The organism is Streptomyces sp. NPDC029159, from assembly GCF_055564055.1.
Window position 1 is genome coordinate 313,714 of the sequence record NZ_JBVHWT010000001.1, and the last position, 26,898, is coordinate 340,611.

Here is a 26,898-nt window from a genome sequence, read left to right on the forward strand (position 1 = left end):
GGCGGACCGGGTCGGCGGCGGATCGGGGAAAGATCCGGGTTCGGTGGGGCGCCGCGTCTCCGGGCGCGGCGACATGGGCCGCTGTCGGGGGCCGGGTTCCGGGCACAGGGCCAGGGGCGGGATCGTCGGGGTCGCCGTCCGGTCGCGGGGCGCGCCTCTCCCCTACGGGCAGGCGTCATCGCCCTCGCGCGGCGGAGGGAACAGGCGGGGAGTGCCGCCGGGCGACGGGAGGCCGGGCGGGGCGGCCGTCAGGGCCGGGTGAGGGTGAGCGCTCTGGACAGCGCGGGTTGCAGCTCGCGTACGGCGCGGAGGGTACGGAACCGTGCCAGCTCCCTGGCGAGGTTGCGGACGTCCGCGGTCACGGTGGCGGAGCGCGCGGTCACCGTCAGATCGAGCAGGTCGGCCGCGATCTCGCAGGCGCGCTCCACCTCGCCGGCCGCGGCGTGCGCCCGCGCGTGGCGGAGGCCGTACCGGGTACGGGTGCGCAGGGCGTGGGCCGGGATGCGCAGGCACTCCTGGTCGAAGACCTCGGCGGCCTCGCGTGGTCGTCCCAGGTCGAAGAGGCACCAGCCGGTGACCATGGCGGCGGGGTCGGTGAGGTGCGAGGTGCCGATCACCGGGTCGCCGCCGGTACGGGCGGGCTCCGCGGCGAGCAGCGCACGAGCCCGGTCGAGGCTGCGCAGACAGGCACGCTCATCTCCGGCGAGCGCATGGCCCTGCGCCTCCCGCTGGGCGGCCAGCCCTCGGATGCGGGACGGCAGCCGCTCGGACTGCGCCCGGCCGGCGAGCGCGACGGTCTGCGCCGCGTCGTGGTCGTAGAAGGCCACCAGCGCCTGCCGGACCAGGGCGTACGACGACAGGTTCCGGTCGCCGCCGGCCTCCGCCAGGTCGACGGCCTTGGCGGTCCAGTCGAGTGCGGCGCGGTTGTCGCCGCTCTCCTGCGCCATCCAGCCCGTGTAGGTGGCGAAGTGCGCGGCGAGGACGAGGAGTTCGGCACCGTCGGACGAGCTTTGGGCGACCGCGAGCCGGGCGAGGGTGGCGGTCTGCGTCCCGAGCAGGTCGAGCAGGGTGCCCGGGTCCGCGCTCTGCCCCAGGCGGCGCATCTGTTCCAGCTGCGCCCGGAACGGATCGGCGAGCGAGACGCCCGCGGGTCGGCCGGTACCGGCGCCGGCACCGGTGGGGAGGTTGTAGCCGATCAGTGAGGCCGCACCGGCGGTGAGCAGACCGCGTCGGCCGAGGGGCCGGTCGGGCAGCGGTAACGCGTCGGTGAGGTCGGGCGGTTCCTCCTCGGCCAGCTCCTGCAGCCGTCCGGCGGCCTGGAACAGGGCGTCGCAGCGGCGGGCCAGCGCCACGGAGGGGCGCTTCTCCCCGCGCTCGATGCGGCTGAGGTGGCTGCGGCTGTAGTTGGTCTCCTGCGCCAGGTCGTGCAGCGTGCGTCCGGCCTGCTCCCGCAGGCGGCGCAGTTCGCCCCCGAAGGTTGGGTTCATGGGCATGCCAAGTCCTCTCGTCGCGGCGCACGCGTCGGCAGTTCCGGGTGGGGTCGGAGCGCGATTTCCGCTCCACCACGAGCTTGGCACGCGGAGAGAGCCCCGCACGGCAATCCGGACGTGTTGTCCGTTGCCTCTTTCCGGTGACCGGACGCGAAACGGCGAGCCGGGCCGGGCCCGCGCGGCGGCCACGGCCCACGGCCGGAAACCGCGGGGACCGTTGCGTGCGCTCTTGCCGCGCTTGCGGTACGCACGTACCAGGGAAGAGCGAACACCCGCTCGGATAGCCGGAGTTGGCGCGATCCCTGCGTCCTGAGGAGCCGCGCCCCGATGCCGATCCGGCGCCGCACGGAAATGCGGGGCGCCCGCCCCCACCGGCCGGACGCCCCGCATCCCCGCCCCCTCACCCCTGAACCCCCACCACCTCCCCCAACGCCACGTTCAGCTCCAGCACGTTCACCCGGGGCTCGCCCATGAAGCCGAGGGTGCGGCCCGTGGTGTGGGCGGCCACCAGGCGGGTGACCTCGGCCACCGGGAGGTGGTTGCGGGACGCTACGCGGTGGATCTGGAGGTGGGCGTAGGCCGGGGAGATGTCGGGGTCGAGGCCGGAGGCGGAGGAGGTCACCGCGTCGGCGGGGATGTCGGAGGGCTTGGGGGTGTAGCCGGGGACGGTGTTGTCGGTGAGGACGGCGGATCTGGCGGCCTTGATTGCCTTGATGAGGTCGGGGTTGTCGCCGGACAGGTTGGTGGCGCCGGAGACCTGGAGGCGGTACCGGGTGTTGAGGGTGTTCTCGCCGAGGCCGTCGGACGGGCGGGGCTGGAACCAGCGCAGGTCGGGGGCGGGGGCCGACTCGCCCTTCGTCAGCGGCAGGGCGTAGCGCTGGCCGATGAGGGAGGAGCCGACGACCTTGCCGTCGCTGCGGAGTGGGGAGCCGTTCGCCTGGTGCGGGAAGAGGCCCTGGGCGAGGCCGGTGACGGCGAGGGGGTAGAGGACGCCGCACAGGACGGTCAGGGCGAGGAGGGCGCGGAGTGCGGCGCCGGTGAGGCGGGCGGTGTTGGCCAGGGAAGTGTTCATGGTGGGCGTCACCCGATGCCGGGGATGAGGGTCAGGAGCAGGTCGATGAGCTTGATGCCGAGGAACGGCGTGATCAGGCCGCCGAGTCCGTAGAGGGTGAGGTTGCGGCGGAGCATGCGGTCCGCGCTCATCGGGCGGTAGCGGACGCCCTTCAGGGCGAGCGGGACCAGCGCGACGATCACCAGGGCGTTGAAGATGACGGCCGACAGGATCGCGGACTGCGGGGACGTCAGGCCCATGATGTTGAGCTTGTTCAGGCCCGGGTACACCACCGCGAACATCGCGGGGATGATCGCGAAATATTTGGCGACGTCGTTGGCGATGGAGAAGGTCGTCAGGGCGCCGCGGGTGATCAGCAACTGCTTGCCGATCTCTACGATTTCGATGAGTTTGGTGGGGTCGGAGTCGAGGTCGACCATGTTGCCGGCCTCTTTGGCGGCGGAGGTGCCGGTGTTCATGGCGACGCCGACGTCGGCCTGGGCGAGGGCGGGGGCGTCGTTGGTGCCGTCGCCGGTCATCGCGACGAGTTTGCCGCCGGCCTGTTCCCGTTTGATGAGGGCCATCTTGTCCTCGGGGGTGGCCTCGGCGAGGAAGTCGTCGACGCCCGCCTCCGCCGCGATGGCCTTGGCGGTCAGCGGGTTGTCGCCGGTGATCATGATGGTTTTGATGCCCATCCGGCGCAGCTCGTCGAAGCGTTCGCGCATGCCGTCCTTGACGACGTCCTTGAGGTGGATGACGCCCAGGACGCGGGCGCCGTCCGCGTCGTCGACCGCGACGGGCAGCGGGGTGCCGCCCGCCTCGGCGATGGCGGTGGCGATCCGGTCGACGTCGTCGGCGACGGTGCCGCCGCGCTCGGTCACCCAGGCGGTGACGGAGGCGGTGGCGCCCTTGCGGACCTTACGGGCGGGTCCCGCGGCGCCGTCCGCGGGGAGGTCGACGCCGGACATCCGGGTCTGGGCGGTGAACTCGATCCACTCGGCGCCGGTCAGCCGGTCCTGCTGCCGGGCGGCGAGGCCGTACTTCTCCTCGGCGAGGTCGAGGACGGAGCGGCCCTCGGGGGTCTCGTCGGCGAGGGAGGAGAGCTGGGCGGCGTCGGCGAGTGCGGTGGCGGTGACGCCGGGGACGGGGACGAACTCGGCGGCGCGGCGGTTGCCGTAGGTGATGGTGCCGGTCTTGTCGAGGAGGAGGGTGGAGACGTCGCCCGCCGCCTCGACCGCGCGGCCGGACATCGCCAGGACGTTGCGCTGGACGAGCCGGTCCATCCCGGCGATGCCGATGGCGGAGAGCAGGGCGCCGATGGTGGTGGGGATCAGACAGACCAGCAGCGCGGTCAGCACGATCATCGACTGTTCGGCGCCCGCGTACACCGCGAACGGCTGGAGGGTGACGACGGCCAGCAGGAAGACGATGGTCAGGGACGCCAGCAGGATGTTGAGGGCGATCTCGTTGGGGGTCTTCTGCCGGGCGGCGCCCTCGACGAGGTTGATCATCCGGTCGATGAAGGTCTCGCCGGGCTTGGTGGTGATCTTGATGACGACGCGGTCGGAGAGGACCTTGGTGCCGCCGGTGACGGCCGAGCGGTCGCCGCCCGACTCCCGGATGACCGGCGCCGATTCGCCGGTGATGGCGGACTCGTCGACGCTGGCGACGCCCTCGACGACATCGCCGTCGCCGGGTATGACGTCCCCGGCCTCGCAGACCACCAGATCGCCGATGCGCAGCTCGGTGCCGGGGACCTGCTCCTCGGTGGTGCCGGTCAGGCGGCGGGCGACGGTGTCGGTCTTGGCCTTGCGCAGGGTGTCGGCCTGCGCTTTGCCGCGGCCCTCGGCGACCGCCTCGGCGAGGTTGGCGAAGAGGGTGGTCAGCCAGAGCCATGCGGTGATCGCCCAGCCGAACCACTCGCCGGGGTGAAGCAAGGCCAGCACGGTGGTGAGCACCGAGCCGATCAGCACCACGAACATCACCGGGGAGGCGACCATCACCCGCGGGTCGAGCTTGCGGAACGCGTCGGGCAGCGAGCGGACCAGCTGTTTCGGGTCGAAGAGCCCGCCGCCTACGCGGCCGCCTTCGGGGTGTTCGGGGGCGGGCGCGTCCTGCTGCGGCGCCCGTTCCTGGGTGGCGGTGGACATCGCATCGTCCTCGTGCTTCTCGGAAGGGGTGGGCGCCGGGGCGCCGATGGAGCGCTGCGTACCGGCGGTCATGACGCCAGGCCCTCGGCGAGCGGGCCCAGGGCCAGGGCGGGGAAGTAGGTGAGACCGGCGACGATCATGATCGTGCCGACCAGCAGGCCGGAGAAGAGCGGCTTCTCCGTGCGCAGGGTCCCCGCGGTCTTCGGTACGGGCTGCTGCTCGGCGAGCGAACCGGCGAGCGCCAGCACGAAGACCATCGGGACGAAGCGGCCCAGCAGCATCGCGAGGCCGATGGTGGTGTTGAACCACGGGGTGTCGGCGTTGAGTCCGGCGAAGGCGCTGCCGTTGTTGTTGGCGCCGGAGGTGTACGCGTAGAGGAGTTCGGAGAAGCCGTGCGCGCCGGGGTTGAGCATCGAGTGCGGCGGGGTGGGCAGCACCAGCGACACCGCGGTGAAGCCGAGCACCAGCGCCGGGGTGACGAGGATGTAGCAGGCGGCGAGCTTGATCTCGCGGGTGCCGATCTTCTTGCCGAGGAACTCCGGTGTCCGGCCGACCATCAGCCCGGCGAGGAACACCGCGATGACCGCCATGATCAGCATCCCGTAGAGGCCGGAGCCGACGCCGCCGGGCGCGATCTCGCCGAGCTGCATGCCCAGCATCGTCAGGCCGCCGCCGAGCCCGGTGTACGAGGAGTGGAAGCTGTCCACGGCGCCGGTGGAGGTGAGGGTGGTGGCGGCCGCGAAGATCGACGAACCGGCGATCCCGAAGCGGGTCTCCTTGCCCTCCAGCGCGCCGCCGGCCAGCTCGAACGCCCGGCCGTGGCCGCCGAATTCGGCCGCCCACATCAGGAGCGTGAAGCCGATCCAGATGACGGCCATGGTGCCGAGGATCGCGTAGCCCTGCTTGAGGGAGCCGGTCAGCCGGCCGAAGGTGCGGGTCAGCGCGAACGGGATCACCAGGATCAGGAAGACCTCGAAGAGGTTGGTGAATCCGTTGGGGTTCTCGAAGGGGTGGGCGGAGTTGGCGTTGAAGTAGCCGCCGCCGTTGGTGCCCAGCTCCTTGATGACCTCCTGGGAGGCGACCGCGCCGCCGCGCCACTGCTGCGAGCCGCCCAGGAACTGGCCGACCTCGTGGACGCCAGAGAAGTTCTGGATCGCGCCGCATGCGACGAGGACCAGCGCGCCGACCACGGAGATCGGCAGCAGTATCCGGACAACGCCGCGGACCAGGTCGGCCCAGAAGTTGCCCAGCTCGCCGGTACGGGACCGGGCGAAGCCGCGGACCAGCGCGACGGCGACGGCGATGCCGACGGCCGCCGAGACGAAGTTCTGCACCGCGAGCCCGGCGGTCTGCACGACATGGCCCATGGCCTGTTCACCGGCGTACGACTGCCAGTTGGTGTTGGCGACGAACGAGGCGGCGGTGTTGAACGCCTGGTCCGGGTCGATCGCGGCGAAGCCGAGGGAGCCGGGCAGGCTGCCCTGGAGCCGCTGGAGCAGGTAGAGGAAGAGAAGACTGACCGCGGAGAAGGCGAGGACGCCGCGGAGGTAGGCGGGCCAGCGCATCTCGGTGTGCGGGTCGGCGCCGATGGCCCGGTAGATCCACTTCTCGACGCGCAGATGCTTGTCGGAGGAGTAGACGCGGGCCATGTGGTCGCCGAGCGGGCGGTAGGCGAGGCCGAGCGCCGCTATGAGGGCGCCCAGTTGGAGCACCGCGGCGACGGCGGGGCTCAGGGCGCCGGAGGCGGCAGCGAGGGAGTTCACCGTCAGAACCTCTCCGGCTTGATGAGGGCGAGGACGAGATAGCCGAGCAGGGCGACGGCCACGAGCAGCCCGATCACGTTCTCGATGCTCCGGTCGCTCACAGCTTCGCCACCCCCTTGGCGATGACGGCCACCAGCGCGAAGACCGCGAGCGTGGTGGCGACGAAGGCCACGTCGGCCATCGTGAACTCCTGGGAGGAAGGGACAAGAGGGACGACCGGGCGCATGCACCCGGCCGTGTGGACCTCTCGACGAAACCTCTTTTCGGCCACCCGCCGTAGCCCGTTGACGGGTCCCTTACGGCGCCGGGCCCGCTCTTGACGCGTCCCGTACGCCACCTTCGGCCACGGGTGGCGTACGGGCGCTCCGGGGCGCGGTACGAGCCCCGGAGCGCGCTCCCCGCGAATGCGGCACGCGCTGGGTCCGCCCACCTGTTTCCGCAGCTCAGGCCGGTGCGTCGGCTCCCGGCCGAGGTGTCGCCCCGCGACCTGCGCGGCGGCTCACAACCGGAGCCGCAGGCGGCAGATGACGGCGTCCGTGTCGCGGCGGACGGCGTGGGCGACGACGGCGCCCCGCTGGTTCTGGAGCAGCCGATGGCGGAGACGGTCCGGTTCGGCCTCCGCGATGAGCACCGTGATGCGCGCCCCGGGGTCGGCGGCGGCCGGGGCGCGTATGGACTCCGTCAAGGGGTGATCCGGACCCGTCAGCGCCGTGTCAACGGGCCGTCCGGAGGGGGGTGGCGGGCCTAGCCTCGGCGGCATGGGACGACGTAGTACCCGCTCCGCCGTGCGGCCGGCGGCCGTCGCCGTACGGTCCCCGGAGCGCACCGCGACCGACGAGGACTGGCCCGCCGCGCTGCGCGACGCCGTGGTGAGCGGGGTGCTGCTGCTGACGGCGCTGGTCGCCGTGGACGCCGTCGCCGGGAGCCTCGACGCGCTCCGCTGCGGGCTGTGGGCGGCGCTGGCGGTGGCGCTGTTCGGGCTGTTGCTGCCGCCGCGGATCAGCGCGGGTCAGGGCTGGCTGGCGGCCCGCGGTCCGCTGCGGCGGCGGCTGGTGCGCACCGACCGGCTGGTGTCGGTGCGCTGGTCGGAAGGGGTCGCGCAGCGGCTGGTGCTGCGCGACGACGCGGGGCGGCGGCTGGTCCTCGACCCGCGGGTGCTGCTCGCCAACCCGGCGCTGTGGCACCTCTTCGCGACCGGCGCCCGCACCGCGCAGGCATCCGGTGTGCTGCTGTGCGGCGCGACGGCGCTGCGGCAGCTGACCGAGCGCGCCGAGGGGCAGACCGCGTGGACGCTGCTCAGGGGGAACGGTCCGGCGTAGGCGCGCCGTCCCCCGCCCCGGGGCCGTCGCCCGGTCCGCCCGCACGCGGTACGCGGCGGATGCCGTGCCCGGTGGCGGGCACCCCGCGGCGGACCGCGCCCGCGCCCCGGACGGCGGGCCGGGCGTGCGCCGAGGAGGTCAGCTGCCAGGGCACGGACGTGACCATCACGCCGGGCGTGAACAGCAGCCGGCTCTTGAGCCACAGCGCCGTCTGGTTGTGCAGCAGGTTCTCCCACCAGCGGCCCACCACGTACTCGGGGATGAAGACGCCGACCACGTCCCGGGGGCTGGTGCGGCGGACGTGGCGGACGTACTCCACGACCGGGCCGGTGATCTCCCGGTACGGCGAGTCGACGACGGTCAGCGGGATGTCCGTGTCGAGCCGCGCCCACTGCTCCTCCAGGCGGGCGGTGGCGGTGCGGTCCGCGTCGACGGTGAGCGCCTGGAGCCGGTCGGGGTGGAAGGCGCGGGCGTAGGCGAGGGCGCGCAGCGTCGGCTTGTGGACGTCGGCGACGAGGACGAGCGCCAGCACCCGGGGCGGCGGGGTGAGGTCGGCGCGCGGGTCGGTGACGGTCAGCTCCGCGGCGACCGTGTCGTAGTGGCGGCGGATCGCCCGCATCAGCAGCCACAGCACCACCGCCGCGAGGACGGCGAGCCAGGCGCCCTGGAGGAACTTCGTCGCCAGCACGATGACCAGCACCAGGCCGGTGACGAGCGCCCCGGCGGCGTTGACCACCCGCGCCAGCTGACGGCGGCGGCGCAGCGCCGGGTCCGGGTCGGTGCGCAGCGCCCGGTTCCAGTGCCGGACCATGCCGGTCTGGGAGAGCGTGAAGGAGGTGAACACCCCGAGGATGTAGAGGTGGATGAGGCTGGTGACGTTCGCCTTGAAGCCGAACAGCAGCGCTCCGGCGACGACCGCCAGCACGAGGATGCCGTTGGAGTACACCAGCCGGTCGCCGCGGCTGTGCAGCTGGCTCGGCAGATAGCGGTCCTGCGCCAGGATCGAGGCGAGCAGCGGGAAGCCGTTGAAGGCGGTGTTGGCGGCGAGGATCAGGACCAGCGCGGTGGCCGCCTGCACGACGAAGAAACCGACGGAGGACGAGCCGCCGAAGACCGACGAGGCGAGCTGGGCGATGACGGTCCGCTGGGTGTACCCGGCGCAGTGGGCGAGGCCGATCAACCGGCAGGGATCCTGCACGATGTGGACCTTGGCGACGATCGCCAAGGTGGTGACCCCGACGAACATCGTGACGGCGATGGCGCCCATCGCCGCCAGCGTGGCCGCCGCGTTCCGCGGCTTGGGCCGCCGGAACGCCGGGACGCCGTTGGAGATCGCCTCGACGCCGGTCAGCGCGGTACAGCCGGACGAGAAGGCGCGCAGCACCAGCATGGTGAGGGCGAGGCCGGTCAGCTGCGCCGAGCCCGGGGTGGGTTCGACGCCGTAGCGGGCGCTCTCGGCGACCGGCGCGTCCCCCATCAGATACCGGAGCAGGCCCGTCCCCACCATGATCAGGACGGCGCCGACGAAGAGGTAGGTGGGGGCGGCGAAGGCGCGGCCGGACTCGCGGACGCCGCGCAGGTTCATCGCGGTCAGCAGCGCCACGAAGCAGAGCGCCAGCAGCACCCGGTGCCCGGCGAGCGCGGGCAGCGCGGAGATGACGTTGTCGACCCCGGAGGCGACCGACACCGCCACCGTCATCACGTAGTCGACCAACAGCGCTGCGGCCACCACCAGCCCCGCCGACGGCCCCAGGTTGGTGGAGACCACCTCGTACGAGCCGCCGCCGCTCGGATAGGCGTGGACGACCTGCCGGTACGAGAGGACGACCACGGTCATCAGGGCGACGACGGCGGCGGCGAGCCACGGCGTGACGTAGAGGTAGGCGAGGCCGCCGAGGGTGAGGACGAGCAGGATCTCCTGGGTGGCGTACGCGACCGACGACAGCGGGTCGGAGGCGAAGACCGGCAGCGCGAGCCGCTTGGGCAACAGCGTCTCGCCCAACTCCTCACTCCGCCGGGCCCGGCCGAGGAGCAGGCGCTTGAACAGTCCGGTCACGGTGGCCACGGGGCGAGCGTAGGCAGCGGCGGGCCGTCGGCCGTGGCGGCGCGGGCGGGGCGACGGCGGATGGAGCAGCGGGGACGCCCGGCGGCCGGGCGCGGCGCGGGCCCGTTCGCCGCGCGCCGCCCGTCGTCAGGCCCGTGACCGCAGGTGCTCCGGGCGCACCGGGGCGAGGCGGGGCCCGTAGCGGGACCACAGGGCGCGTTGGGTGGCGAGGGTGAGGGTGCCGGCGACCAGCATCCCGGCGAGGTTGATGCCGAGCTGGGCGAAGGAGGCGCCCACCTCGCCCCAGTGGCCGAGAGCGAGGGCGACGGCGATGTTCCCGGCCGCCGGGACGGTGGTGACGGAGATGAAGACGCCGATCAGGGAGGACGACTTCCCGGCCGTCATCGACAGGATTCCGGCGGCCCCGGCGAGCACCGCCACGATGAACGACCAGTGGTCGGGGTGGACGATGAAGCCGGTCAGCGGCCGGGCGCCGAGCATGTCCGGGGTGATCCAGCCCAGCAGGCGGCTGACCGCCGCACAGGCCAGGGTGATCGCGATGGCCACGCCGAAGCCGACGGCGAGCGTCCGCACCGCGACCCCCGCCTGCCGGACGTCGCGGCGCAGCACCGCGAAGCAGAGCGCCGCGAGCGGCCCGAACTCCGGCCCCAGGACCATCGCGCCGACGATCAGGATCGGCTGGTCCAGCAGCGCGCCGATCGCCGCGATCTGCGTGGCCAGGGTGAGGAAGGCGAGGAACGCCCAGGTCAGACGGGACTCGGCGGCGGTGCGGGCGGTGAGTTCGGCCCAGACGACGGCGTCGTCCGGATCGCCCGGCGCGGCCGCCTCGGCGCGGTCGGCGGCTGCCGACAGGGACAGGTCGAGCGGTTCGACGGTCAGCGCGCCGGACTCCTCCAGACCGAGGTCCCGCAGCTCCGCGAGGACGTCGTTGGCGCCCTCCCGCGCCACGTCGAACTCCAGGTAGTCGCCGGGCGGCACACAGGCGGCGCCCGGCAGCCGGACGAGATGGGTGGCGGCCGGAGCGGCGGTGACGATCCGCACCACCTCGTCGGCACGGTCGGCCGGGGAGATCACTCGTACGTGCAGCACGGCGGTCATTGTGCCCTCCGGGAGCGGATGCCCCGCCCCGGTCCCGTTCCCGACCGGCTGCCAGCACTCGTTCGATCCGTGGGAGGAGGGCACACTGAGGTGATCGGTCCGTTCGACGTACGGAGTGTTCCCATGGCCGTGCCACGACCGGAGCCGCCGGCGCCGTTGAACGGTGTCGTCGCGGTCGTGATCGACGAGAACGGCCTGGTCACGCACTGGACGCGGTCCGCCGCGCAGCTGCTGGGCCATGAGCCGGACGCGGTGCTCGGCACGCCTGCCCGCGCGCTGGTCGGGCCGCGCTCCGCGTCGCCCGTCCCCCGTACGGGCGAACCGTCCGGCGCCCCCGGCGGCCGCGTCCTCCCGCTGCGCCACCGCGACGGGTACACCGTCCCCGTATGGGTGCGGCTGCTGCCGCTGGCCGGCGCCGGGGTGCTCGCCCTGGGGCTGCCCGCCGAGGCGCTCACCGAATGGAGCGACGAGACGGCGGTGGGCCGGGCGCTGCTCGCCCAGGACGTGTGGCAGCTCACCGTGCACGGCCCCGACCTGCGGATCCGGCAGGCCAGCCCGGCGGTCGGCCGGGCCGGGCGGCTGACCGCCGACGGCCACGACCCGCTGTGCACGATGCCCGGCCTGGAGGGCGGCCGCACCGGTGAGGAGCTGCTGCGGTACGTGATGGACAGCGGCGAGCCGGTGGTGGACGCCTCGGGCGTGCTGCGCGCCGAGACGCCGGGGAGCCAGGACCTGGTCTACTCGCTGACCGCAGCGCCCCTGCGCGATCTGTGGGGCCACCCGAACGGCGCACTGACCTCGCTCGTCGACGTCACCGAGCGGTACCGCTCCGCGCGCCGCCTCGACCTCGTCTACCGGGCGACGCGCTCCATCAGCGGCAGCCTGGAGGTGGAGCGCACCGCACAGGACCTGGTGGATCTGCTGGTGCCGTCGATGGGCGACCTGGCGGCGGTGGAGATCGCGGAGGCGACGCTGCGCGGGGGCGAGCCGCCGCGCAGCGTGGAGGGCGTGCACGGCGACTTCCGGCGGCTGGCCGTCAAGCACGCCCACGGCCCCTGGCCCAAGGAGCTGATCCAGGCGGGCGAGATGCTGCCGGACATCCCCAACGGCCCCGGCTTCCGCGATCTGGAGCGCGGCAAGGTCCTGGTCGTCAACGAACCGGACGCCTACGCCGCGATCCTCGGCAACGGCCCGGCCGTGGCGCGGTTGGTCCCGGAGGACCTGACCGCGTCCATCGGCGCGGCGCTGGTCGCGCGGGGCCTGGTGCTCGGCTACGTCCAGGTCTACCGGGTCCGGCAGGGCGCCCCGTTCGACGGGCAGGACGCCAAACTCCTCCAGGAGATCGTCAGCCGCGTCGCGCTCGGCATGGACAACGCCCGCCGCTACACCCGCGAGCACCGCATGTCGGTGATGCTCCAGAACAGCCTGCTGCCGCCGGTCTCCCGCTCCACCGCGGCGGCGGAGACCGCGGGCATCTACCTGTCGGCGGAGGGCGACGCCGGCGTGGGCGGCGACTGGTTCGACGCGGTACCGCTGTCGTCACTGCGCACCGCGCTGGTCGTCGGCGACGTCATCGGCCACGGCCTGCCCGCGACCGCCACCATGGCGCGGCTGCGCACCGCCGTACAGACCCTCTCCGACCTCGATCTGGGCCCGGACGAGCTGCTGACCCGGCTGGACGACCTGGTCCACCGGATGGCGGAGGAGGCCGAGAACCCGGACACGATGGGCGCGTCCTGTCTGTACGCGGTGTACGACCCGGTGGACCGCCGGTGCCAGGTGGCGAGCGCCGGCCATCTGATGCCGGCAGTGGTGCATCCGGACGGCACCGCCCGGTTCATCGACGTCGCACCGGGGCCCGGACTGGGCGTCGGCGGGATGCCGTTCGAGGTGACGGAGGTGGAGATCCCGCCCGGCAGCGTGCTGGCGCTCTACACCAACGGGCTGATCGAGGCGGAGCGCCGGGGCACCTCCGACTCGTTCGAGGACGCGGAGGCGGCGGTGCTGCGGCGGCTGGCCGAGGCCGCGGGCCCCGGACGCTCGCTCGACACCATCGGCGAGGAACTGGTCGCCCCGGTCCGCTCGGCGCCGCACCGCCCCGACGACATCACGGTCCTCCTCGCCCGCACCCGCGCGATCCCCGCGACCTCCCTGGCCGCCTGGCAGTTCCCCGCCCGCCCCACCGCGGTGGCCCTCGCCCGCGAACTGGCCACCGGGCAACTACAGGAATGGGGCCTGGACGCCCTGGCCTTCAGCACCGAACTGGTCATCAGCGAACTGGTCACCAACGCCCTGCGCTACGCCCGCGGCCCGATCGGCGTCCGCCTCGTCCGCGACCAGGTCCTGGTCTGCGAGGTCACCGACTCCTCCAACAGCCAACCCCGCCTCCGCCAGGCCCGCGACACCGACGAGGGCGGCCGCGGCCTCTTCCTCGTCGCCCAACTCACCACCCGCTGGGGCAGCCGCTACGGCCCGACGGGCAAGACGGTGTGGACGGAGCAGGCCATTGAGGGGGTGGAGGGGTGAGGCTTCGCTCTGCCTTCAGCGGCGGCTGTCAGGTCTTTCGGCGTGCGCTCACGAGCAGGGCGTCCGCGGTGCGCGGCCCGGCGGTGTGCGAAGGCAGCACGTCGGCACCGATGTCGGTGAACCCGGCCTCGTCCAGGACTTTCGTCCAGACCTGTTCTTGAAGGACCCACCGCGGCATCGTCGCCGCGTTCCCGTCCGGGGTCTTCGCGGGGATGTCGGCGGAGACGGCGTCCGGTTCCGCGGGAGCGCCCGTCATGTAGTGGGCGAGGGTGGCGAACACGAGTCGGCCGCCGGGCCGCAGGGCGGTGGCCGCGGCGGGCAACAGTGCGCGCGGGTCGGTGAAGCAGACCGCGCCGAAGACGCTGTAGAGCACGTCGTACGTTCCGCCGGCCGCGCGCAGGTGCGGTACGACGTCGGAGAGAACGAGGCGCAGGCGGGGTGCGAGGTGGCCGAAGAGGCCGGTGGCCATGGCATGCTGCGCCGGCGAGGCGTCGATCGCGTCGACGCGGGCCGGATCCTGGTGAGTGGCGAGGTGGGCGGCGTGGCGGGCGGCCCCCGCTCCGAGGTCCCCGACGGTCCGGCCGGAGAGGTTGCCGAGAGCTTCGGCACCGGGTCCGGACTGCTGGTCCCAGGACCAGCGAAAGGCCGGTGGGACGCCACGGTCATGGTCGGTGCGGGCGCGGCCGTAGTGGTGCCATAGATCTGCGGTGGTCACCCCGCCATCCTGGCGAGCCCGGTCCGGTGGCGGGCGGGTTCCGGTGAATCTCACCCGGACGCCGGGGCCGGCCGGCTCCCGGCCGGCCCCAGGCTTCGGTCAGTGCGAATCGTTGCCGGGGTGGCAGGGGCCGCACTTCGCCGCATCCGCCCACAGCGGCAGGTCGACCTCCCAGCCGTCGGCCGCGATCAGGTGCGCGGTCTTCATCACGGAGCCGTCGTTCTTGAACTCAGCCTTGGGCACGTGGTGCAGGAAGTGCCCATGATTGAAGCGGTCGCACAGATCGGCGTAGGCCACGGTGTCGAGGATGATGGTGTGGACGCCGATGTCGACGAACGCGCTGGGCGCGAGCCCCAGGGACTCACCGCGGTGCGCCATTGCGGTCAGCAGGTAGGCGTACCCCTGGCCGAGGACACGGGCCGCCATGATCGAGTCGTACGGATGGTCCCGCATGAGCAGCGCGACCTGCTTGTCCCAGAGGATGACGGGAACGACCTCACGGGCGCGGCGGACCGATCCGGCAGTAGGCGCGGGCGCGGCGGCGGATGTCATGAGTACCTCCGATGGCTGGCCCCGCTGTCCGGGGCGGGCACATCCACCAGACCGCACCAGACACCTTCCCAAGGATCAACTTCCCTACAGTGCAACGCATTTGCACGCCATGAAAGATGCCTCGACGGCGGCGGGCGGGCTCCGTACCGTTGAGGCCCGGTGGTGCGGCGCGTGGGGGAGGGGCCGGTGCCCGTGGACCCGCTCTGGAACAGCAGGAAGGCCCGCGAACTTGCCGCCCGGGTCGCCCCGGTGCGCTCATCCGCCTGGGCCGTGAACACCGCGCCTGGACGCTCGCCGTACTCGGCGCTCGGCTCGGCTGCTCACCCGCCACCGTCTCCCGTCTGGAACGGCGCAGCAGGGTCATCGACCTCGATCTGATACACCGGGCCGCTCGCGAAGTCGGTGTTCCGCGACACGTCTTGGTGAGTTCCTTGGCGCCACCCCTTGGTACGAACCCGGCGGCAACTAGAGTGACGGCCAGCCCGCTCGCCGAGGAGGAGCCGATGCGCCGCCGAACGCTGCTCACCGCCACGGCAGCCGCCGGCCCGACGGCCCTGCTGCTCGGCGTGGACCACGCCCTGGCCGCCACGCCCGCCCCGACCGGCGCCGGGCACCTCGACAGCCGCCTGAGGCTCGCGCGCGAGCTGTACGACAAGGGGGCGCACGCGAAGCTTCTCGTCGAGCTGCCCGGCCTCATCGCGGACGGACACGCCGCCGCTTCCTCCCGCAAGGAACTCGACCAGGCCCGGCTCTCCTCCGTCTACAGCCTGGCCACCGCCGTGCTGAGCAAGCTCGGGTCGTACGAGCAGGCCCGGATCACCGCCGACCGCGCCCGGACCTGGGCCGAGGTGTCCGGCTCCCCACTCGCGACGGCCGCCGCCGTCCGGGAACTGGCGATCGTCCTGCGCCACCAGAGCCGCGGCGAGGAAGCCCAGCACCTCATGGCCTCAGCCGCCTCCACCGTGGAAGCCACCGGTCTGCGAACCGAAGCGTCCGCGTCCGCATACGCGCAGATGCTGTGCACCCTGGCCTACACCGCCGCCCGCAGCGGACAACGCCACGAGGCCCTGGCCATGATCGGGGAAGCCCGCAGCGCCGCCCGCCGACTACCCCAACAGGCACCTGCCGGACGCCTCTTCCCCCTCACCCCCGCAGCCGTCAGCCTCTACACGGTCGGCGTCCACTGGGCGCTCGGAGACGCCGGCGCCGCGCTGGAAGCCGGACGCGGCCTGCGCCCGGACCAGTTCCCCACCGCCGAGCGCAAGGCCAGGCTGGGCACCGACATGGCGCGGGCGTGGTGGGCATGGGGACGGCCCGAGGAGACCACGTCCGCCCTGCTCGACGCCTACCGCGCCAGCCCCGGCGAAGTACGAGACCGACCAAAGATCCGGGGCATCATCACCGAACTCTCCCGGCGTCACCCGCACACCACCGGTATCCGCGAGCTGAGCACCGCCATCAGCAGGCCGAAAGGGGCCTAAGGCTGCCACGTGACGTCCGCCCGGGATCGCACGGACTTCGGGCCGAGGGCACTACATCCGAGGCCAAGACACCAGAAGATGCAGGTTCTTTCGGCGCGCGGACAACGCCTCCGCCCGTGGCGTAGCGTGACCAGTCGTGACGCACCGGCGCGGGTGGGTTGTGCGCGGCGGCGCGCGGAGCCGTACATGAGGCAAGGCGCGGTACGCGGGACAGGCGGTGGAACCGGGTGGATCAGTACCAGGGTGTGGGTGAGGCGGACGAGGGCCCGAGGCCGGAGGACGAGCCGGGTACGGGTTTGGTCGTCGCGTTCGGACGGCAGCTGAAACTCCTCCGGCTGGCGGCGGGCCTGGAACGCCCGGAGCTGGGCGCGCGGTTGGGGTAATCGGCCTCGACGATCGCCTCGTACGAGCAGGGCAGACGGATCCCGCCACCGACCGTCATCGACCAGGCGGACGAGGTGCTGGGCGCCGGGGGCGTGCTGAAAGCCCTGAAGGAGGAGGTGGCGCGGGCGCAGTATCCGGCGTTCTTCCGAGGGGCGGCGAGGTTGGAGGCAGCGGCAGCCGCTCTGAGCGTCTACGCCGTCTACGCGGTACCGGGCCTGTTGCAGACCCAGGAGTATGCGCGGGCGGTCTTCCGTATGCAGCGCCCTTTGCTGGACGAAGAAGTCATCGAACAGCACTTGTCGGCCCGCTTGGCGCGGCAGTACATCTATGACCGGCGGCCCGCGCCGCTGCTGAGCTTCGTCATCGAGGAGTTCGTGCTTCGAAGGCCCCTCGGTGGACGGGAGGCGTGGTTGGGGCAGCTGGAGCAGATCCTGCTCATCGGTCAGAAGCGAAACGTCGAGATCCAGGTGATGCCGACGGATCGGGAGGACCACGGCGCTCTGGGCGGGCCGTTCAGCCTGATCGACACTGCGCAGGGCCAACGCATCGCCTATGCCGAAGTCCAGGACGAAAGCCGTCTTTACACGACTCGATCAACGGTCCGGGTGCTCGAATCCCGCTATGGGATCATCCGGTCCCAGGCACTCACTCCGCGTGAGTCGTCAGCGTTCATCGAGAAACTGCTGGGAGAGAGATGACCGTTCAGCCCACCGAGCCGCGCATCCCGGAGACGGCCTGGTTCAAGAGCAGCTACAGCACGGGCAATGGCGGTGAGTGCATCGAGGTCGCGACCGCTGACGGTGCCGTGCACGTCCGGGACTCGAAGAACCCGGCAGGACCGAACATAACGGTGTCACCCAAGGCGTGGACCGGCCTGGTCGCCCTGGCGGTTGCCGACGGGTCCTGACCGTCCCCGCATGCTGTGGAGCCCTGCCGTCTGACGAGGCGGCAGGGCTCCGGCGTATCGTCGCCCGCCCTTGGCTCACGCCCGAAGCACACCTCACTCGTTCGGATGTCGCGGGCCGTGCGTGGAGGCAGTTGGATGGTTACCGTCCGTGATCGACAAGGTGGGAGGGCCATCGCCATGACTGACGAGATCCGCACCGACATCCCGCATTCCGCGCGGATCTGGAACTACTGGATGGGCGGTCACGACAATTACGCCATCGACCGCGAGGTCGGCGATGCCTCCCTGGAGATCGACCCCGACATCGGAGAGGTGGCGAGCGAGGGCCGCAGATTCCTGATCCGCGCCGTCCGCCATCTGGCCGGCGAGGCCGGCATCCGGCAGTTCCTCGATATCGGCACGGGGCTGCCCACCATGCAGAACACCCACGAGGTGGCTCAGGGCATCGCCCCCGATGCCCGCGTGGTCTACGTCGACAACGACCCCTTGGTGCTGGCCCAAGGGCGGGCCCTGCTGGCCGGCACGACCGACGAGACCGACGAGGGTGTCACCACCTACGTGGAGGCCGACTTCAACACCCCTGAGCACCTCCTTGAGGAGGCCGGAAACATCCTCAACTTCACCCAGCCGGTCGGCGTGATGTTCATGGGCGTGCTCGGGCATGCCCAGACGTACGACGACCTGCTGCGCATCGTGAGGACGGTGCTGGCTGCGGTGCCGTCGGGCAGCCATCTGGTCTACTGGGATGGCACCACCGATGGCCCGAACTACGTACGGATGTGTGAGGAGTACGCCAAGTCTGGTGGTGTGCCCTATATCCCGCGCACACAGGACCAACTGCGAGCCGTCTTCGACGGTCTCGACATGCTTGAGCCGGGTTTCGGGAAAATCACGCACTGGCGCCGACCGGAATCTGAGCTGGCCGGGGTGCGCGATCTAGCCGCCTTCGGCGGGGTCGCGCGCAAACCCTGACGGCCCCCTCACCCCACCACCCCTCCCCCGAAGCACTCCTGCGCCCGCTCCCCCAGCAGCTCGATGAAGTCCGCGACCGCGGGCGTCGGTGTGCGGGCGGTGACGCGGGTGAGGCCCACGGTGCGGTGCGCTGCGGGTTCGTCCATCGGGAGGTCGACGAGGCCGGGGACGGCCACCGGGGACGGGGGGAGGACCGCGACGCCCAGGCCCGCGGCGACGAAGCCGCGGATGGTGGCGATCTCGGCGCCCTCGAAGGCCACCCGGGGCGTGAAACCGGCGTCCGCGCAGAGGCCGTTGACGAGGCGGCGCAGGCCGTAGCCGGAGGTGGCCATGACGAAGTCCTCGTCGGCGGCGTCGGTGAGGCGGACCCGTTCGCGCGTGGCCAGGTGGTGCCCGGCGGGGACGACGAGGCGGAGCGGTTCGCGGGCGACGGGGACGGTGGTGATGCCCGCCTCGTCGGGCAGCGGCGAGGTCAGGCAGAGGTCGACCTCCCCGGCGCGCAGCCGTGCCAGCAGCCCTTCGGCGTTGTCCTGCACCAGCTGGAACCGGGCCTGCGGATGGCGCTCGCGGAACCAGCTGACCAGCAGCGGTACGGGGGCGGTGCCGAGTGCGGGCAGGAAGCCGAGGGCGACGGTGCCGGGGACGCCGGTGGCGAGCCGCAGTTCCTCGCAGCCGGTGGCGATCTCCTCCAGGCCCCGCTGGACGCGGGCGAGGAACGCCCGGCCGTGCCGGGTCAGCCGGAGCCCGCGCCCCTCGCGGTCGAAGAGCGGGGTGCCGACCGCCGCCTCCAGCCGGGCGATGCCGCGGCTGACCGTCGACTGCGGGGCGTCCAACTCGTCGGCGGCGGCCGAGAGATGTTCCAGCCGGGCGACGGCCACGAACCGCACGAGGTCCGGGCAGACCGCCGCCAGCGGCCCGGCCGCCCGCAGGTCGCCCGGTCCCCGTACGCCACCGGGGCCCGGCCCCGTGCGCCGTCGCCCCCGCGCCGTTCCGTCCCCGTCACCCCGCTCGCTCATCTGTTCCATCTCCGGAACATATCTCCCCGATCCATGCATTGGACGCATCATTTGCCCCGTGCCTACCGTCGCCGGGTGACCGACGCAGCCGCGATACCCGCCGCCCACCTCCGAGGCACCCCCGGCTTCCGGCGCGCCACCGGTGCGCTCTTCGCGGCCGGGCTGACCACGTTCATGACGCTCTACTGCGTCCAGGCGCTGCTGCCCGCGCTCTCCTACGACCTGCATCTGAGCCCCGCCGCGTCCTCGCTGACCGTCTCCGTCTCGACCGCGTCGATGGCGCTCGCCGTGGTGCCGCTGACGGCCGTCTCCGACGCCTGGAGCCGGACCGGCATGATGACGCTCGCGCTGAGCTGCGCCGCGCTCCTCGGTATCGGCGCCGCCTTCGCGCCCAACTTCCCGGCGCTGCTGGTGATCCGCGTCCTCCAGGGCCTCTCCCTGGCCGGGCTCCAGGCCACCGCGATGTCGTACCTGGCCGAGGAGGTGGACCGCGCCTCGCTGGGGCAGGCGATGGGGCTGTACGTCGCGGGCAACGGCATCGGCGGGATGGCGGGGCGGCTCGTCGCCGACGGGGTGCTGGAGGTGACCGGCAGCTGGCGGTGGGCGATCGGCGCGGTCGGGGTGGTCGCGGCGGTCTGCGCGGTGCTGTTCCGGCTGACCATCCCGGCGTCGGTCCGCTTCGTCCGCCGGGAGCCGCGTCCGCGTGCGCTGGCCGCGGGGATCGGCCGGGCGCTGCCGGACAGCGGGCTGCTGCGGCTGTACCTCATCGGCTTCGTCGCGATGGCCGCGTTCGTCACCGTCTACAACTACCTGGGCTTCCGGCTGATCGCGGCGCCGTTCCACCTCTCCCAGACCGCCGCCGGGCTGCTCTTCGTGGCGTACGCGGCCGGGTCGTTCTCGTCGGCGGCGGCGGGCCGGCTCGTCGACCGGTTCGGCCGTCCGCGGGTGCTGATCCCGGCGCTGCTGACCACCGTCGCGGGGCTGGTGGTGATGCTCGTCCCGCACCTGGGCGCGGTCGTGCCGGGGCTGGTGGTCTTCACCGTCGGGTTCTTCGCCGCGCATTCGGTGGCCAGCGGCTGGGTCGGCGGCCGGGCCACCGCCCTGGGCGCCCAGGGCGCCGCGGTCTACCTCTTCTTCTACTACATGGGCAGCGCCGTCGGCGGCACGGTCGGCGGCGTCGCCTACTCCGCCGCCGCCTGGCCGGGCGTCACGCTCTACTGCCTCGGCCTGATCGCACTGGCCCTGATCAGCGCCGTCACGCTGCGGCGGCTGCGCCCCGTCGCCCGGCCGGAGCCCGCCGGGGAGCGGGCGGCGCCCGGGGCGGCCGCGACGGCGGAACCGGAGCGGGAACGGGGCGTCTGAGCGGCCGCCCGCCTCACCTCCGGCTCACCGGGTGGACGGTGCCCGTCGCGTCGCACCGTACGGTCCACACCGTCTCGTACCCCTCCTCGTGCACCCGGACGTCCACGTCGGGGGCGCGTCCGGCGCCGGGGATCGAGGCGTTGGCCACGGTGCAGATGATCTGCTGGAGGCCGAGGCCGCCGCCGGTGATGCTCGACACCGGCAGCGGGAGGTGGAGGTCGACTCCGCCGCGGGCGGCCCGGGCGGTGCTGCGGCGGAGGTCCGGGGGCACCTCGGTGGTCAGCCCGCGGGCCTGCTCGTCCCCGTCGGGGCCCTTGAGGAGCAGGTCGAGGGCCTGTTGCGGGGTGGCGGGCGCGGCCACCTCGCGGACCGTGGCGCGCAGCCCGTAGGGGCTGGCGAAGTAGAGGCGGGCATGGCGGGCGGGCGCGGCCGCCGGCAGGCCGGAGGCCGGGGCGCCGACCGGATCCGGACCGGCCGAGCCGACCCCGCACCCCGCCGCGCAGACCGCCAGCAGCACGGCGCCGCATACGCCCCGGCGCCTCACCACGCCTCCTCGGACGCGCGCCGGACCGGCAGCGTCACCGTGAACACCGCACCGCCACCGGGGAGGTTGGCAGCTGTCAGGGTCCCTCCGTGAAGATGGACGTTCTCCGCGGCGATGGCGAGCCCGAGCCCACTGCCCTCGGAACGGCTGCGCGCCGCGTCCGCCTTGTAGAAGCGGTCGAAGACATGCGGCAGCACGTCCTCGGGGATGCCGGGGCCGCGGTCGGCGACCTCGATCACCACCTCCTCGGGTGCGCAGACCGCCCGGACGGTGACGGGCGCCGCGCCGTGCCGCAGCGCGTTGCCGATGAGGTTGGCGAGGACGACGTCGAGGCGGCGCGGGTCGGCCCGCAGCCGCGGATCGCCCTCGGGCAGCTCGGTGACCACCTCCTCCGGCTCCCGCCAGCCGCGCAACTGGAGGGTCTTGTGGACGACGGTGCGCAGGCTCACGTCGTCCGGGTGCAGCACCGCCGAACCCGCGTCGAAGCGGGAGATCTCCATCAGGTCCTCCACCATGACGGCCAGTTTGCGGGTTTCGCCGCTGACGAGGAGGACCGCGTCGGCGGTGTCCGCGGGGAGCGCGCCGGAGTGGGCGTCCTCGTCGAGGGCATCGGTGACGGCGGCCATCGCGGCGAGCGGGGTGCGCAGTTCGTGCGAGACATCGGCGGCGAACCGGCCGGCTTTGGCCTCCATCCGCCGCAGCTCGGCGTCGTCCCGCTCCAACGTGGCGGCCATGGTGTTGAACGTGCCGGTCAGCGCGGCGAGTTCGTCCTTGCCGACGACGTCGAGGCGGGTGTCGAGCGCCCCCGACGTGATCCGCTCCGCCGCGGACCGCAGCCGCCGCACCGGGCGCAGCACCCCGCGCGCCGCGAACAGCGCGGGGACGACGGCGAGGGCGAGCGCGGGGACCGCACCGGCCCAGGCGGCGGTGATCAGCGTGGTGATGTCGGCCCGTTCGCCGTCGAGCGGCAGCGCCGCGTAGACGACCAGACCGGACGGCTTGCCCGCGCCCGGGCCCTGGTCCTCGTACCGCACCGGCATCCCGATCAGCAGCCGCGGCGTCCCGGAGGACGCCACCCGCTCGGCGAAGGCGGTGTCGCCGCTCCGGGTGGCGGCGCGCAGGGCGGGGCCGATGCCGTGGGCGGTGCCGAGGAGCGGGCCGCCGTCGCGGGAGACGGCGGTGCGGCGGCCGTCGCCCGTGGCGTGGTCGAGCTGGCCGGCGAAGGTGCGCAGGTCGCCGTCGGTGGGGTCGGGCGGCAGGTTGGGGACGAGCGCGTCGACCTGCCGCCGCAGTTCCCCGACGGCGGTGTCGCGGGTGCGGTCCAGGATCGCGCTGCGGGCCTGCCGGAAGGTGAGCGTGGCGGTCAGCAGCGCGCTGAGCGCGGCGACGAGGACGAACGCGACGACCAGCCGGGGGCGCAGGCCACGGGGGAGGGCGGGGCTCATGCGGGCAGCGGCCCGAAGCGGTAGCCGAAGCCGCGGACGGTCTGGACGTACACCGGGTGGCGCGGATCCTCCTCGATCTTGGCGCGCAGCCGCATCACACAGGCGTCGACGAGGCGGGCGTCCCCGTAGAAGCTGTGCTCCCAGACGTCTTCCAGCAGTTGCTGACGGCCGAAGGTCCGCCCCGGGGAGGCGCTGAGGAAGAGCAGCAGCTTCAGCTCGGACGGGGCGAGCGGCAGCTCCGCGCCGTTCTTCCGGGCGAGGATCGCCCCCCGGTCGATCTCCAGGTCGCCGAAGGTGACGAGCCCCCGGGACGGCCCGCCGTCCGGGGCGAGCGCGAGGCGGCGCAGCACCGCCCGCATCCGGGCCTCGATGACGGCGGCGCTCGCGGGTTTGACGACGTAGTCGTCGGCGCCCGCCTCCAGCCCCACGACCACGTCGATGTCGTCGCCGCGCGCGGAGAGGATCACGATCGGCACCTGGCTGACCTCACGGATCCGGCCGCACACCGCCAGGCCGCTCATCCCGGGCAGCATCAGATCGAGCAGCACCAGCTCGGGCCGGAACGCGGCCAGCGCCTCCAGCCCGTCCTCCCCGGTGCCGACCGCCTCGGTCTCGTGCCCGTTACGGGTCAGCCCCAGCACGACCCCGCGGCGTACGGCCCGGTCGTCCTCGATCAGCAGGACTCGGGTCATGGGCGGGCTCCTTCCAGGGGGCGGACGGTACGCATGTGGTCGCGGTGAGCGGACATCTGGGCAGTATCGGGGAGGGGCGGGGCGGGAGTCGGCCGGGGCGCGCGGTGCGCCGTGGTCGGCCCGGGCACGCCGTTCACCGCAGCTGGTCGAGGTCGACGGTGCCCGCGCCGAGTGCGGGGGCCGGCAACGCCGCCCACAGCGCGATCCCGGCGACGGCCAGCGCCGCCACCAGGAGCGGACCGCGCCGCCCGCGCGCCCAGCCGGTGCCGAACCGGACCGGGTCCTCGATCAGCCGCCGCGTCACCACGGCAGCGGCCACCGACACCCCGATGGCCACGGCGAGGGCCGCCGGATGCCCGAGTCCGTCCAGCCGCGGCAACAACAGCAGGTACACCGGCCAGTGCCACAGATACAGGCCGTAGGAGATCTCGCCCAGGCGGCGCGGCAGGGCGCTGCCCGCGATCCGCGCCGCCCGGGTGTCCGCCGCCCGCGCCAGGAGCACGATCAACGCCGCGGCGGCCAACGAGTGCACGAAGAGGCCGCCCCGGAAGAGCAGCGGTTCGTTCTCCCCCTGGGTCATCACCCACGCGGCCATCAGCCCGCCCGCCAGGACGAGGCACACCGGGTCGGCCACCCGGCGCGGCACCCGTTGTACGAGCCCGCGCACCGGGGCGGTGGCGGCGAGGGCCCCGAGGAGCAGGGCGGCGGCGCGGGTGTCGGTGCCCTCGTAGGCGCGGGTGGTGTCCACCGCGGCGCCGAGCGGCACGGTCACGGCGAGGGAGACCAGCGCCCCCGCCCCGGCGAGCAGCGCCACGGTCCGCTCGGCGTACCGGCCCCGGGCCACGCAGGCCACCACCAGCGGCCAGACCAGGTAGAACTGCCACTCCACGCCGATGCTCCACAGGTGGGCGAAGACCCGGGTGTCGGCGCCGTTCCAGTAGCCGATCCGCTCGGCGATGTAGTGCCAGTTGACGGCCTGGGCGCCGGCCCACGGCGCATCGTCCAGCGCGAACCGCAGCTGGGCGGGGGTGCCCCAGGCCCAGGTCGCCGCCAAGGCCACCACCGTCACGCAGACCAGCGCGGGCAGCAGCCGGCGGGCGCGGCGTCCCCAGAACGTGACCGGGGCGATCCGCCCGCCCCGCGCCACCCGCCCGAGCAGCAGCCCAGTTATCAGGAAGCCTGACAGAACAAAAAACAGGTCGACGCCGAGGAATCCCCCGCTCACCACCCCACCGTGGAAGAGCAGCACCGCCACGACCGCGAAGCCGCGCAGCCCGTCGAGCGAGGCGAGGTGGGGACGGCGCCCCGACGCATCTCGCGGCGGGGTCTCCGCCGCCGCGAGATACGGCCGACGCTCCACCGTGGCGGGCTGCGGTCGAGGCTCCGCCGCGGCGGGCCCGGTGGGCTGCGCTTCCACGACCCTCAACGGCGGCCTCGGCCCCGTCCCCCGCGCCCGCCGTCGCGCGGGCGCGGGCGGCCGCCCCGGCATCTTCGTCGACGGTCGCCCCGGCCCGCCCGCCGGCGGCCGTTCCTCCCCGGCCGTCACCGGTCGCACTTGAGGGTGGCGTACCGGTCGTTGCCGGTCCACGAGCCGCGTGCCCAGGTGTCCAGCGGCGCGGGCTCGAACCCCTCCGACTCGCCCAGCTCCGTGGTGAGCCAGTCGGCGAACGCGGCGGCGCCCTGCTGGCAGTTGTGGATCCCGTCGGCCGCACGCTGCGCCTTCTTCGCCTCGGGGTCGGTGCCCCACAGCTTCGCGGCGTCGAGGTACCGGGCCGCGCCCCCGCTGTTCCGGGCGGCCTGCTCGGCCGCCGGTGAGGCGGTACGCATCTGCGGCGCATGCTCCTTGTAGAACCCGTCGGTCCTGATGGGCGGCGTCGACACGAACACCGTCCGCGCCCCCGCGTCCCTGGCCTTCGCGATGAGCTTCGCGTACGCGGCGCGCTGCTCCTCCCGGGTGCCCCAGTCGTACGTGGTGACCTGATAGACGACGACGGTGGGGCGGAAGGACGTGAGGTTCTTGTCCAGCGCCTTCCAGGTGTCGGCGGCGATCATCTTCGTGATCCGGTCACCGCCCGCGACGACCGTCCCGCCGCCGTCGGACGACGCGTCCTTGAAGTCCACCCCTCCGGCGGCCAGCGCCGCCCCCAGCGCCGGACTCTCGGCGGCGGCGATGGAGTCACCCATCCACAGCACCTTCTTGCCGGTCTTCTCCGGCGCACCCGCCGTGGTCCCCCGCCCGGCCGGCCGGGCCCCGGCCTCCGGGCCGCCTCCGCAGGCGGCCAGCCCGAGCCCGAGCGCCGCGAGTGCCCCCGCGGCCACGGCACGGCGGACGGGCCGCCGGAACACGCTCCTGTGGTTACTGTTCATACGAGCCAGCACAACAGGCCGAAAGCGACATTCCGCCCGCCGTCATTGTTTGCTCATACGGCGGGCAAGGAACGGTCACCGCTCCTGCTACCCCCGCGCCCCCGCCGCCCGCCGCGCCGCCAGCCCCGCCAACGCCTCCGGGGCGCCCGCCTGGCCCCGGACTCCGGGGAAGGCGTTGATGTCGACGACGACCGGGGAGCCGTCGCCCGCGTCCAGAAGGTCGACGCCGTAGACGTCGAGGGCGAAGACCTCGCCGACGCGGTGCGTCAACTCCACCCACCCGGCAGGGAGTTGGTCGAGTTCGACGGTGGTGGTGGCGCCCCGGCCGCCCGGGGCCAGTTCGGAGCGGCGGACGGCGGCGAAGAGCCGGCCGTCGATCGCCCACAGCTTGTGGTCCCAGCCGGCGTTCGGGGTGAACTCCTGGACGACGACGGGCTCATCGGGCCAGTCCGCGGCGAGCCGTCGCAGGTCGGCGGCGGTGTCGGCGCGGGCGACGAGGTCGCCGCGGCGGCTGCGGCGGCTCTTGACGACCAGGGGGACGGACGGGTCTCCGGCCGCCGCCAGCGGCCCGAGCCGGTCCAGCGTCCGGGTCGCCGCGAACGGCAGCCCCGCCGCCCTCGCCCGCTCCGCCATCTCCGTACGGTCCTGGCACAAGGCGGTCGCCGCGGCGGAGTTGACCACCGCCGCGCCGCCTTCCTCCAGCCGCGCGGCGAGCGCCAACGCGCGGGGCGTGTGCGCCTTGAGGAGATAGACATCGGCCTCCGGGACCTCGTCCCTTTCCGGGGCTTCCGCCCCGCCATTCCCCCTCGGCGACCCTGGCCACGCAGCATCCGCCCCCGGAACGCCCACGGGTACGGGCGCGGCCCCCGCATCCGGGTCGTACGCCGCCACCGTGCCCCGCCCGGCCCACAGCGCCGAGGCCGCCGCCAACAGCGGATGCCCGGGCTTGTCCGTCAGCAGACAGACCCTCACCGCACCCCTCCCGCGTCCCATCCCCAT

24 protein-coding genes and 1 pseudogene are annotated in these 26,898 nt (G+C 73.3%); 7 read left to right on the forward strand and 18 right to left on the reverse strand.

Annotation, left to right across the window (positions count from 1 at the left end; translation table 11 throughout):
* Positions 1 to 248: 248 nt before the first annotated feature.
* From ACZ4U4_RS01375 to ACZ4U4_RS01405, 7 genes are all read right to left on the reverse strand, one after another.
* A complete protein-coding gene (locus ACZ4U4_RS01375) occupies positions 249 to 1,493 on the reverse strand; it encodes a helix-turn-helix domain-containing protein (RefSeq protein ID WP_467868153.1) in 1,245 nt (414 codons plus the stop codon).
* 397 nt (positions 1,494 to 1,890) lie between these two features.
* Positions 1,891 to 2,562 carry a potassium-transporting ATPase subunit C gene (locus ACZ4U4_RS01380; RefSeq protein ID WP_467868155.1) on the reverse strand — a complete coding sequence of 224 codons (672 nt, stop codon included), beginning with the start codon at positions 2,560 to 2,562 and terminating at the stop codon, positions 1,891 to 1,893.
* A gap of 8 nt (positions 2,563 to 2,570) precedes the next feature.
* Positions 2,571 to 4,691 (reverse strand): potassium-transporting ATPase subunit KdpB, encoded by a 2,121-nt coding sequence (gene kdpB, locus ACZ4U4_RS01385; protein WP_467868917.1) that lies wholly within the window; start codon positions 4,689 to 4,691, stop codon positions 2,571 to 2,573.
* Positions 4,692 to 4,759: 68 nt separating this feature from the next.
* Positions 4,760 to 6,424 carry a potassium-transporting ATPase subunit KdpA gene (gene kdpA, locus ACZ4U4_RS01390; protein ID WP_467868918.1) on the reverse strand — a complete coding sequence of 555 codons (1,665 nt, stop codon included), beginning with the start codon at positions 6,422 to 6,424 and terminating at the stop codon, positions 4,760 to 4,762.
* Between the two features lie 32 nt (positions 6,425 to 6,456).
* Positions 6,457 to 6,555: a K(+)-transporting ATPase subunit F gene (kdpF, locus tag ACZ4U4_RS01395; protein WP_384598624.1), complete on the reverse strand. Its 99-nt coding sequence runs from the start codon at positions 6,553 to 6,555 to the stop codon at positions 6,457 to 6,459.
* Positions 6,552 to 6,680: a hypothetical protein gene (locus ACZ4U4_RS01400; RefSeq protein ID WP_467868158.1), complete on the reverse strand. Its 129-nt coding sequence runs from the start codon at positions 6,678 to 6,680 to the stop codon at positions 6,552 to 6,554. The genes kdpF and ACZ4U4_RS01400 overlap by 4 nt, the downstream gene beginning before the upstream one ends.
* A gap of 273 nt (positions 6,681 to 6,953) precedes the next feature.
* Positions 6,954 to 7,139, reverse strand: coding sequence for a hypothetical protein (locus ACZ4U4_RS01405; RefSeq protein WP_467868945.1), 186 nt, complete (start codon positions 7,137 to 7,139; stop codon positions 6,954 to 6,956).
* Positions 7,140 to 7,212: 73 nt separating this feature from the next.
* On the opposite strand from ACZ4U4_RS01405, the gene ACZ4U4_RS01410 reads away from it, so the two are divergent.
* On the forward strand, positions 7,213 to 7,773 hold the full coding sequence (locus tag ACZ4U4_RS01410; protein ID WP_467868159.1) for a hypothetical protein: 561 nt from the start codon (positions 7,213 to 7,215) through the stop codon (positions 7,771 to 7,773).
* Here ACZ4U4_RS01410 and ACZ4U4_RS01415 read toward each other — a convergent pair.
* Both ACZ4U4_RS01415 and ACZ4U4_RS01420 read right to left on the reverse strand, forming a co-directional pair.
* Positions 7,751 to 9,838 carry an APC family permease gene (locus tag ACZ4U4_RS01415; RefSeq protein ID WP_467868161.1) on the reverse strand — a complete coding sequence of 696 codons (2,088 nt, stop codon included), beginning with the start codon at positions 9,836 to 9,838 and terminating at the stop codon, positions 7,751 to 7,753. The two genes, ACZ4U4_RS01410 and ACZ4U4_RS01415, sit on opposite strands and share 23 nt — an antisense overlap.
* 126 nt (positions 9,839 to 9,964) lie before the next feature.
* A complete protein-coding gene (locus ACZ4U4_RS01420; RefSeq protein ID WP_467868163.1) occupies positions 9,965 to 10,927 on the reverse strand; it encodes a DUF389 domain-containing protein in 963 nt (320 codons plus the stop codon).
* A 132-nt stretch (positions 10,928 to 11,059) separates the two neighbouring features.
* On the opposite strand from ACZ4U4_RS01420, the gene ACZ4U4_RS01425 reads away from it, so the two are divergent.
* Positions 11,060 to 13,462 (forward strand): SpoIIE family protein phosphatase, encoded by a 2,403-nt coding sequence (locus tag ACZ4U4_RS01425; protein ID WP_467868165.1) that lies wholly within the window; start codon positions 11,060 to 11,062, stop codon positions 13,460 to 13,462.
* A gap of 28 nt (positions 13,463 to 13,490) precedes the next feature.
* On the opposite strand, the gene ACZ4U4_RS01430 is transcribed toward ACZ4U4_RS01425, so the two are convergent.
* Both ACZ4U4_RS01430 and ACZ4U4_RS01435 read right to left on the reverse strand, forming a co-directional pair.
* A complete protein-coding gene (locus ACZ4U4_RS01430) occupies positions 13,491 to 14,177 on the reverse strand; it encodes a methyltransferase domain-containing protein (protein ID WP_467868167.1) in 687 nt (228 codons plus the stop codon).
* A gap of 99 nt (positions 14,178 to 14,276) precedes the next feature.
* On the reverse strand, positions 14,277 to 14,729 hold the full coding sequence (locus ACZ4U4_RS01435) for a glycine-rich domain-containing protein (RefSeq protein ID WP_467868169.1): 453 nt from the start codon (positions 14,727 to 14,729) through the stop codon (positions 14,277 to 14,279).
* A gap of 116 nt (positions 14,730 to 14,845) precedes the next feature.
* On the opposite strand from ACZ4U4_RS01435, the gene ACZ4U4_RS01440 reads away from it, so the two are divergent.
* The 4 genes and pseudogenes from ACZ4U4_RS01440 to ACZ4U4_RS01455 all read left to right on the forward strand — a co-directional run bounded on the left by ACZ4U4_RS01440 (position 14,846) and on the right by ACZ4U4_RS01455 (position 18,473).
* Positions 14,846 to 16,210 (forward strand): helix-turn-helix domain-containing protein, encoded by a 1,365-nt coding sequence (locus tag ACZ4U4_RS01440; RefSeq protein ID WP_467868171.1) that lies wholly within the window; start codon positions 14,846 to 14,848, stop codon positions 16,208 to 16,210.
* Between the two features lie 245 nt (positions 16,211 to 16,455).
* Positions 16,456 to 17,292: pseudogene (locus tag ACZ4U4_RS01445) on the forward strand (helix-turn-helix domain-containing protein).
* Positions 17,289 to 17,501, forward strand: coding sequence for a DUF397 domain-containing protein (locus ACZ4U4_RS01450; RefSeq protein WP_467868172.1), 213 nt, complete (start codon positions 17,289 to 17,291; stop codon positions 17,499 to 17,501). Before ACZ4U4_RS01445 ends, ACZ4U4_RS01450 begins: the two are co-directional and overlap by 4 nt.
* Before the next feature lie 177 nt (positions 17,502 to 17,678).
* Positions 17,679 to 18,473, forward strand: coding sequence for an SAM-dependent methyltransferase (locus ACZ4U4_RS01455; RefSeq protein WP_467868174.1), 795 nt, complete (start codon positions 17,679 to 17,681; stop codon positions 18,471 to 18,473).
* An 8-nt stretch (positions 18,474 to 18,481) separates the two neighbouring features.
* Here ACZ4U4_RS01455 and ACZ4U4_RS01460 read toward each other — a convergent pair whose 3' ends face one another.
* Positions 18,482 to 19,498 carry a LysR family transcriptional regulator gene (locus ACZ4U4_RS01460; RefSeq protein WP_467868175.1) on the reverse strand — a complete coding sequence of 339 codons (1,017 nt, stop codon included), beginning with the start codon at positions 19,496 to 19,498 and terminating at the stop codon, positions 18,482 to 18,484.
* Between the two features lie 66 nt (positions 19,499 to 19,564).
* Between ACZ4U4_RS01460 and ACZ4U4_RS01465 the strand changes: the two genes are divergently transcribed.
* The gene (locus ACZ4U4_RS01465) at positions 19,565 to 20,851 is read left to right on the forward strand and encodes an MFS transporter (RefSeq protein WP_467868176.1); all 1,287 of its coding nucleotides are present in this window, start codon (positions 19,565 to 19,567) and stop codon (positions 20,849 to 20,851) included.
* Between the two features lie 13 nt (positions 20,852 to 20,864).
* On the opposite strand, the gene ACZ4U4_RS01470 is transcribed toward ACZ4U4_RS01465, so the two are convergent.
* From ACZ4U4_RS01470 to ACZ4U4_RS01495, 6 genes are all read right to left on the reverse strand, one after another.
* Entirely contained in the window at positions 20,865 to 21,395 is a 531-nt protein-coding gene (locus ACZ4U4_RS01470; RefSeq protein ID WP_467868178.1) for a GerMN domain-containing protein, read from the reverse strand.
* Positions 21,392 to 22,840: an ATP-binding protein gene (locus ACZ4U4_RS01475; RefSeq protein WP_467868180.1), complete on the reverse strand. Its 1,449-nt coding sequence runs from the start codon at positions 22,838 to 22,840 to the stop codon at positions 21,392 to 21,394. The genes ACZ4U4_RS01470 and ACZ4U4_RS01475 overlap by 4 nt, the downstream gene beginning before the upstream one ends.
* Complete coding sequence (locus tag ACZ4U4_RS01480) at positions 22,837 to 23,532, reverse strand: response regulator transcription factor (protein WP_467868182.1); 696 nt, start codon at positions 23,530 to 23,532, stop codon at positions 22,837 to 22,839. The genes ACZ4U4_RS01475 and ACZ4U4_RS01480 overlap by 4 nt, the downstream gene beginning before the upstream one ends.
* Before the next feature lie 133 nt (positions 23,533 to 23,665).
* Complete coding sequence (locus tag ACZ4U4_RS01485) at positions 23,666 to 24,949, reverse strand: acyltransferase family protein (RefSeq protein WP_467868184.1); 1,284 nt, start codon at positions 24,947 to 24,949, stop codon at positions 23,666 to 23,668.
* A gap of 125 nt (positions 24,950 to 25,074) precedes the next feature.
* The gene (locus ACZ4U4_RS01490) at positions 25,075 to 25,899 is read right to left on the reverse strand and encodes an SGNH/GDSL hydrolase family protein (RefSeq protein WP_467868185.1); all 825 of its coding nucleotides are present in this window, start codon (positions 25,897 to 25,899) and stop codon (positions 25,075 to 25,077) included.
* A gap of 87 nt (positions 25,900 to 25,986) precedes the next feature.
* Positions 25,987 to 26,871, reverse strand: coding sequence for an ATP-grasp domain-containing protein (locus ACZ4U4_RS01495; protein ID WP_467868187.1), 885 nt, complete (start codon positions 26,869 to 26,871; stop codon positions 25,987 to 25,989).
* Positions 26,872 to 26,898 lie beyond the last annotated feature (27 nt).

Excerpts from the sequence above, each read along its gene's own strand:
- ACZ4U4_RS01375 (WP_467868153.1), bottom strand. The coding sequence starts at position 1,493 with ATGCCCATGAACCCAACCTTCGGGGGCGAACTGCGCCGCCTGCGGGAG.
- ACZ4U4_RS01380 (WP_467868155.1), bottom strand. The coding sequence starts at position 2,562 with ATGAACACTTCCCTGGCCAACACCGCCCGCCTCACCGGCGCCGCACTC.
- kdpB (WP_467868917.1), bottom strand. The coding sequence starts at position 4,691 with ATGTCCACCGCCACCCAGGAACGGGCGCCGCAGCAGGACGCGCCCGCC.
- ACZ4U4_RS01400 (WP_467868158.1), bottom strand. The coding sequence starts at position 6,680 with ATGCGCCCGGTCGTCCCTCTTGTCCCTTCCTCCCAGGAGTTCACGATG.
- ACZ4U4_RS01410 (WP_467868159.1), top strand. The coding sequence starts at position 7,213 with ATGGGACGACGTAGTACCCGCTCCGCCGTGCGGCCGGCGGCCGTCGCC.
- ACZ4U4_RS01425 (WP_467868165.1), top strand. The coding sequence starts at position 11,060 with ATGGCCGTGCCACGACCGGAGCCGCCGGCGCCGTTGAACGGTGTCGTC.
- ACZ4U4_RS01435 (WP_467868169.1), bottom strand. The coding sequence starts at position 14,729 with ATGACATCCGCCGCCGCGCCCGCGCCTACTGCCGGATCGGTCCGCCGC.
- ACZ4U4_RS01440 (WP_467868171.1), top strand. The coding sequence starts at position 14,846 with ATGCCTCGACGGCGGCGGGCGGGCTCCGTACCGTTGAGGCCCGGTGGT.
- ACZ4U4_RS01450 (WP_467868172.1), top strand. The coding sequence starts at position 17,289 with ATGACCGTTCAGCCCACCGAGCCGCGCATCCCGGAGACGGCCTGGTTC.
- ACZ4U4_RS01455 (WP_467868174.1), top strand. The coding sequence starts at position 17,679 with ATGACTGACGAGATCCGCACCGACATCCCGCATTCCGCGCGGATCTGG.
- ACZ4U4_RS01460 (WP_467868175.1), bottom strand. The coding sequence starts at position 19,498 with ATGGAACAGATGAGCGAGCGGGGTGACGGGGACGGAACGGCGCGGGGG.
- ACZ4U4_RS01475 (WP_467868180.1), bottom strand. The coding sequence starts at position 22,840 with ATGAGCCCCGCCCTCCCCCGTGGCCTGCGCCCCCGGCTGGTCGTCGCG.
- ACZ4U4_RS01480 (WP_467868182.1), bottom strand. The coding sequence starts at position 23,532 with ATGACCCGAGTCCTGCTGATCGAGGACGACCGGGCCGTACGCCGCGGG.
- ACZ4U4_RS01490 (WP_467868185.1), bottom strand. The coding sequence starts at position 25,899 with ATGAACAGTAACCACAGGAGCGTGTTCCGGCGGCCCGTCCGCCGTGCC.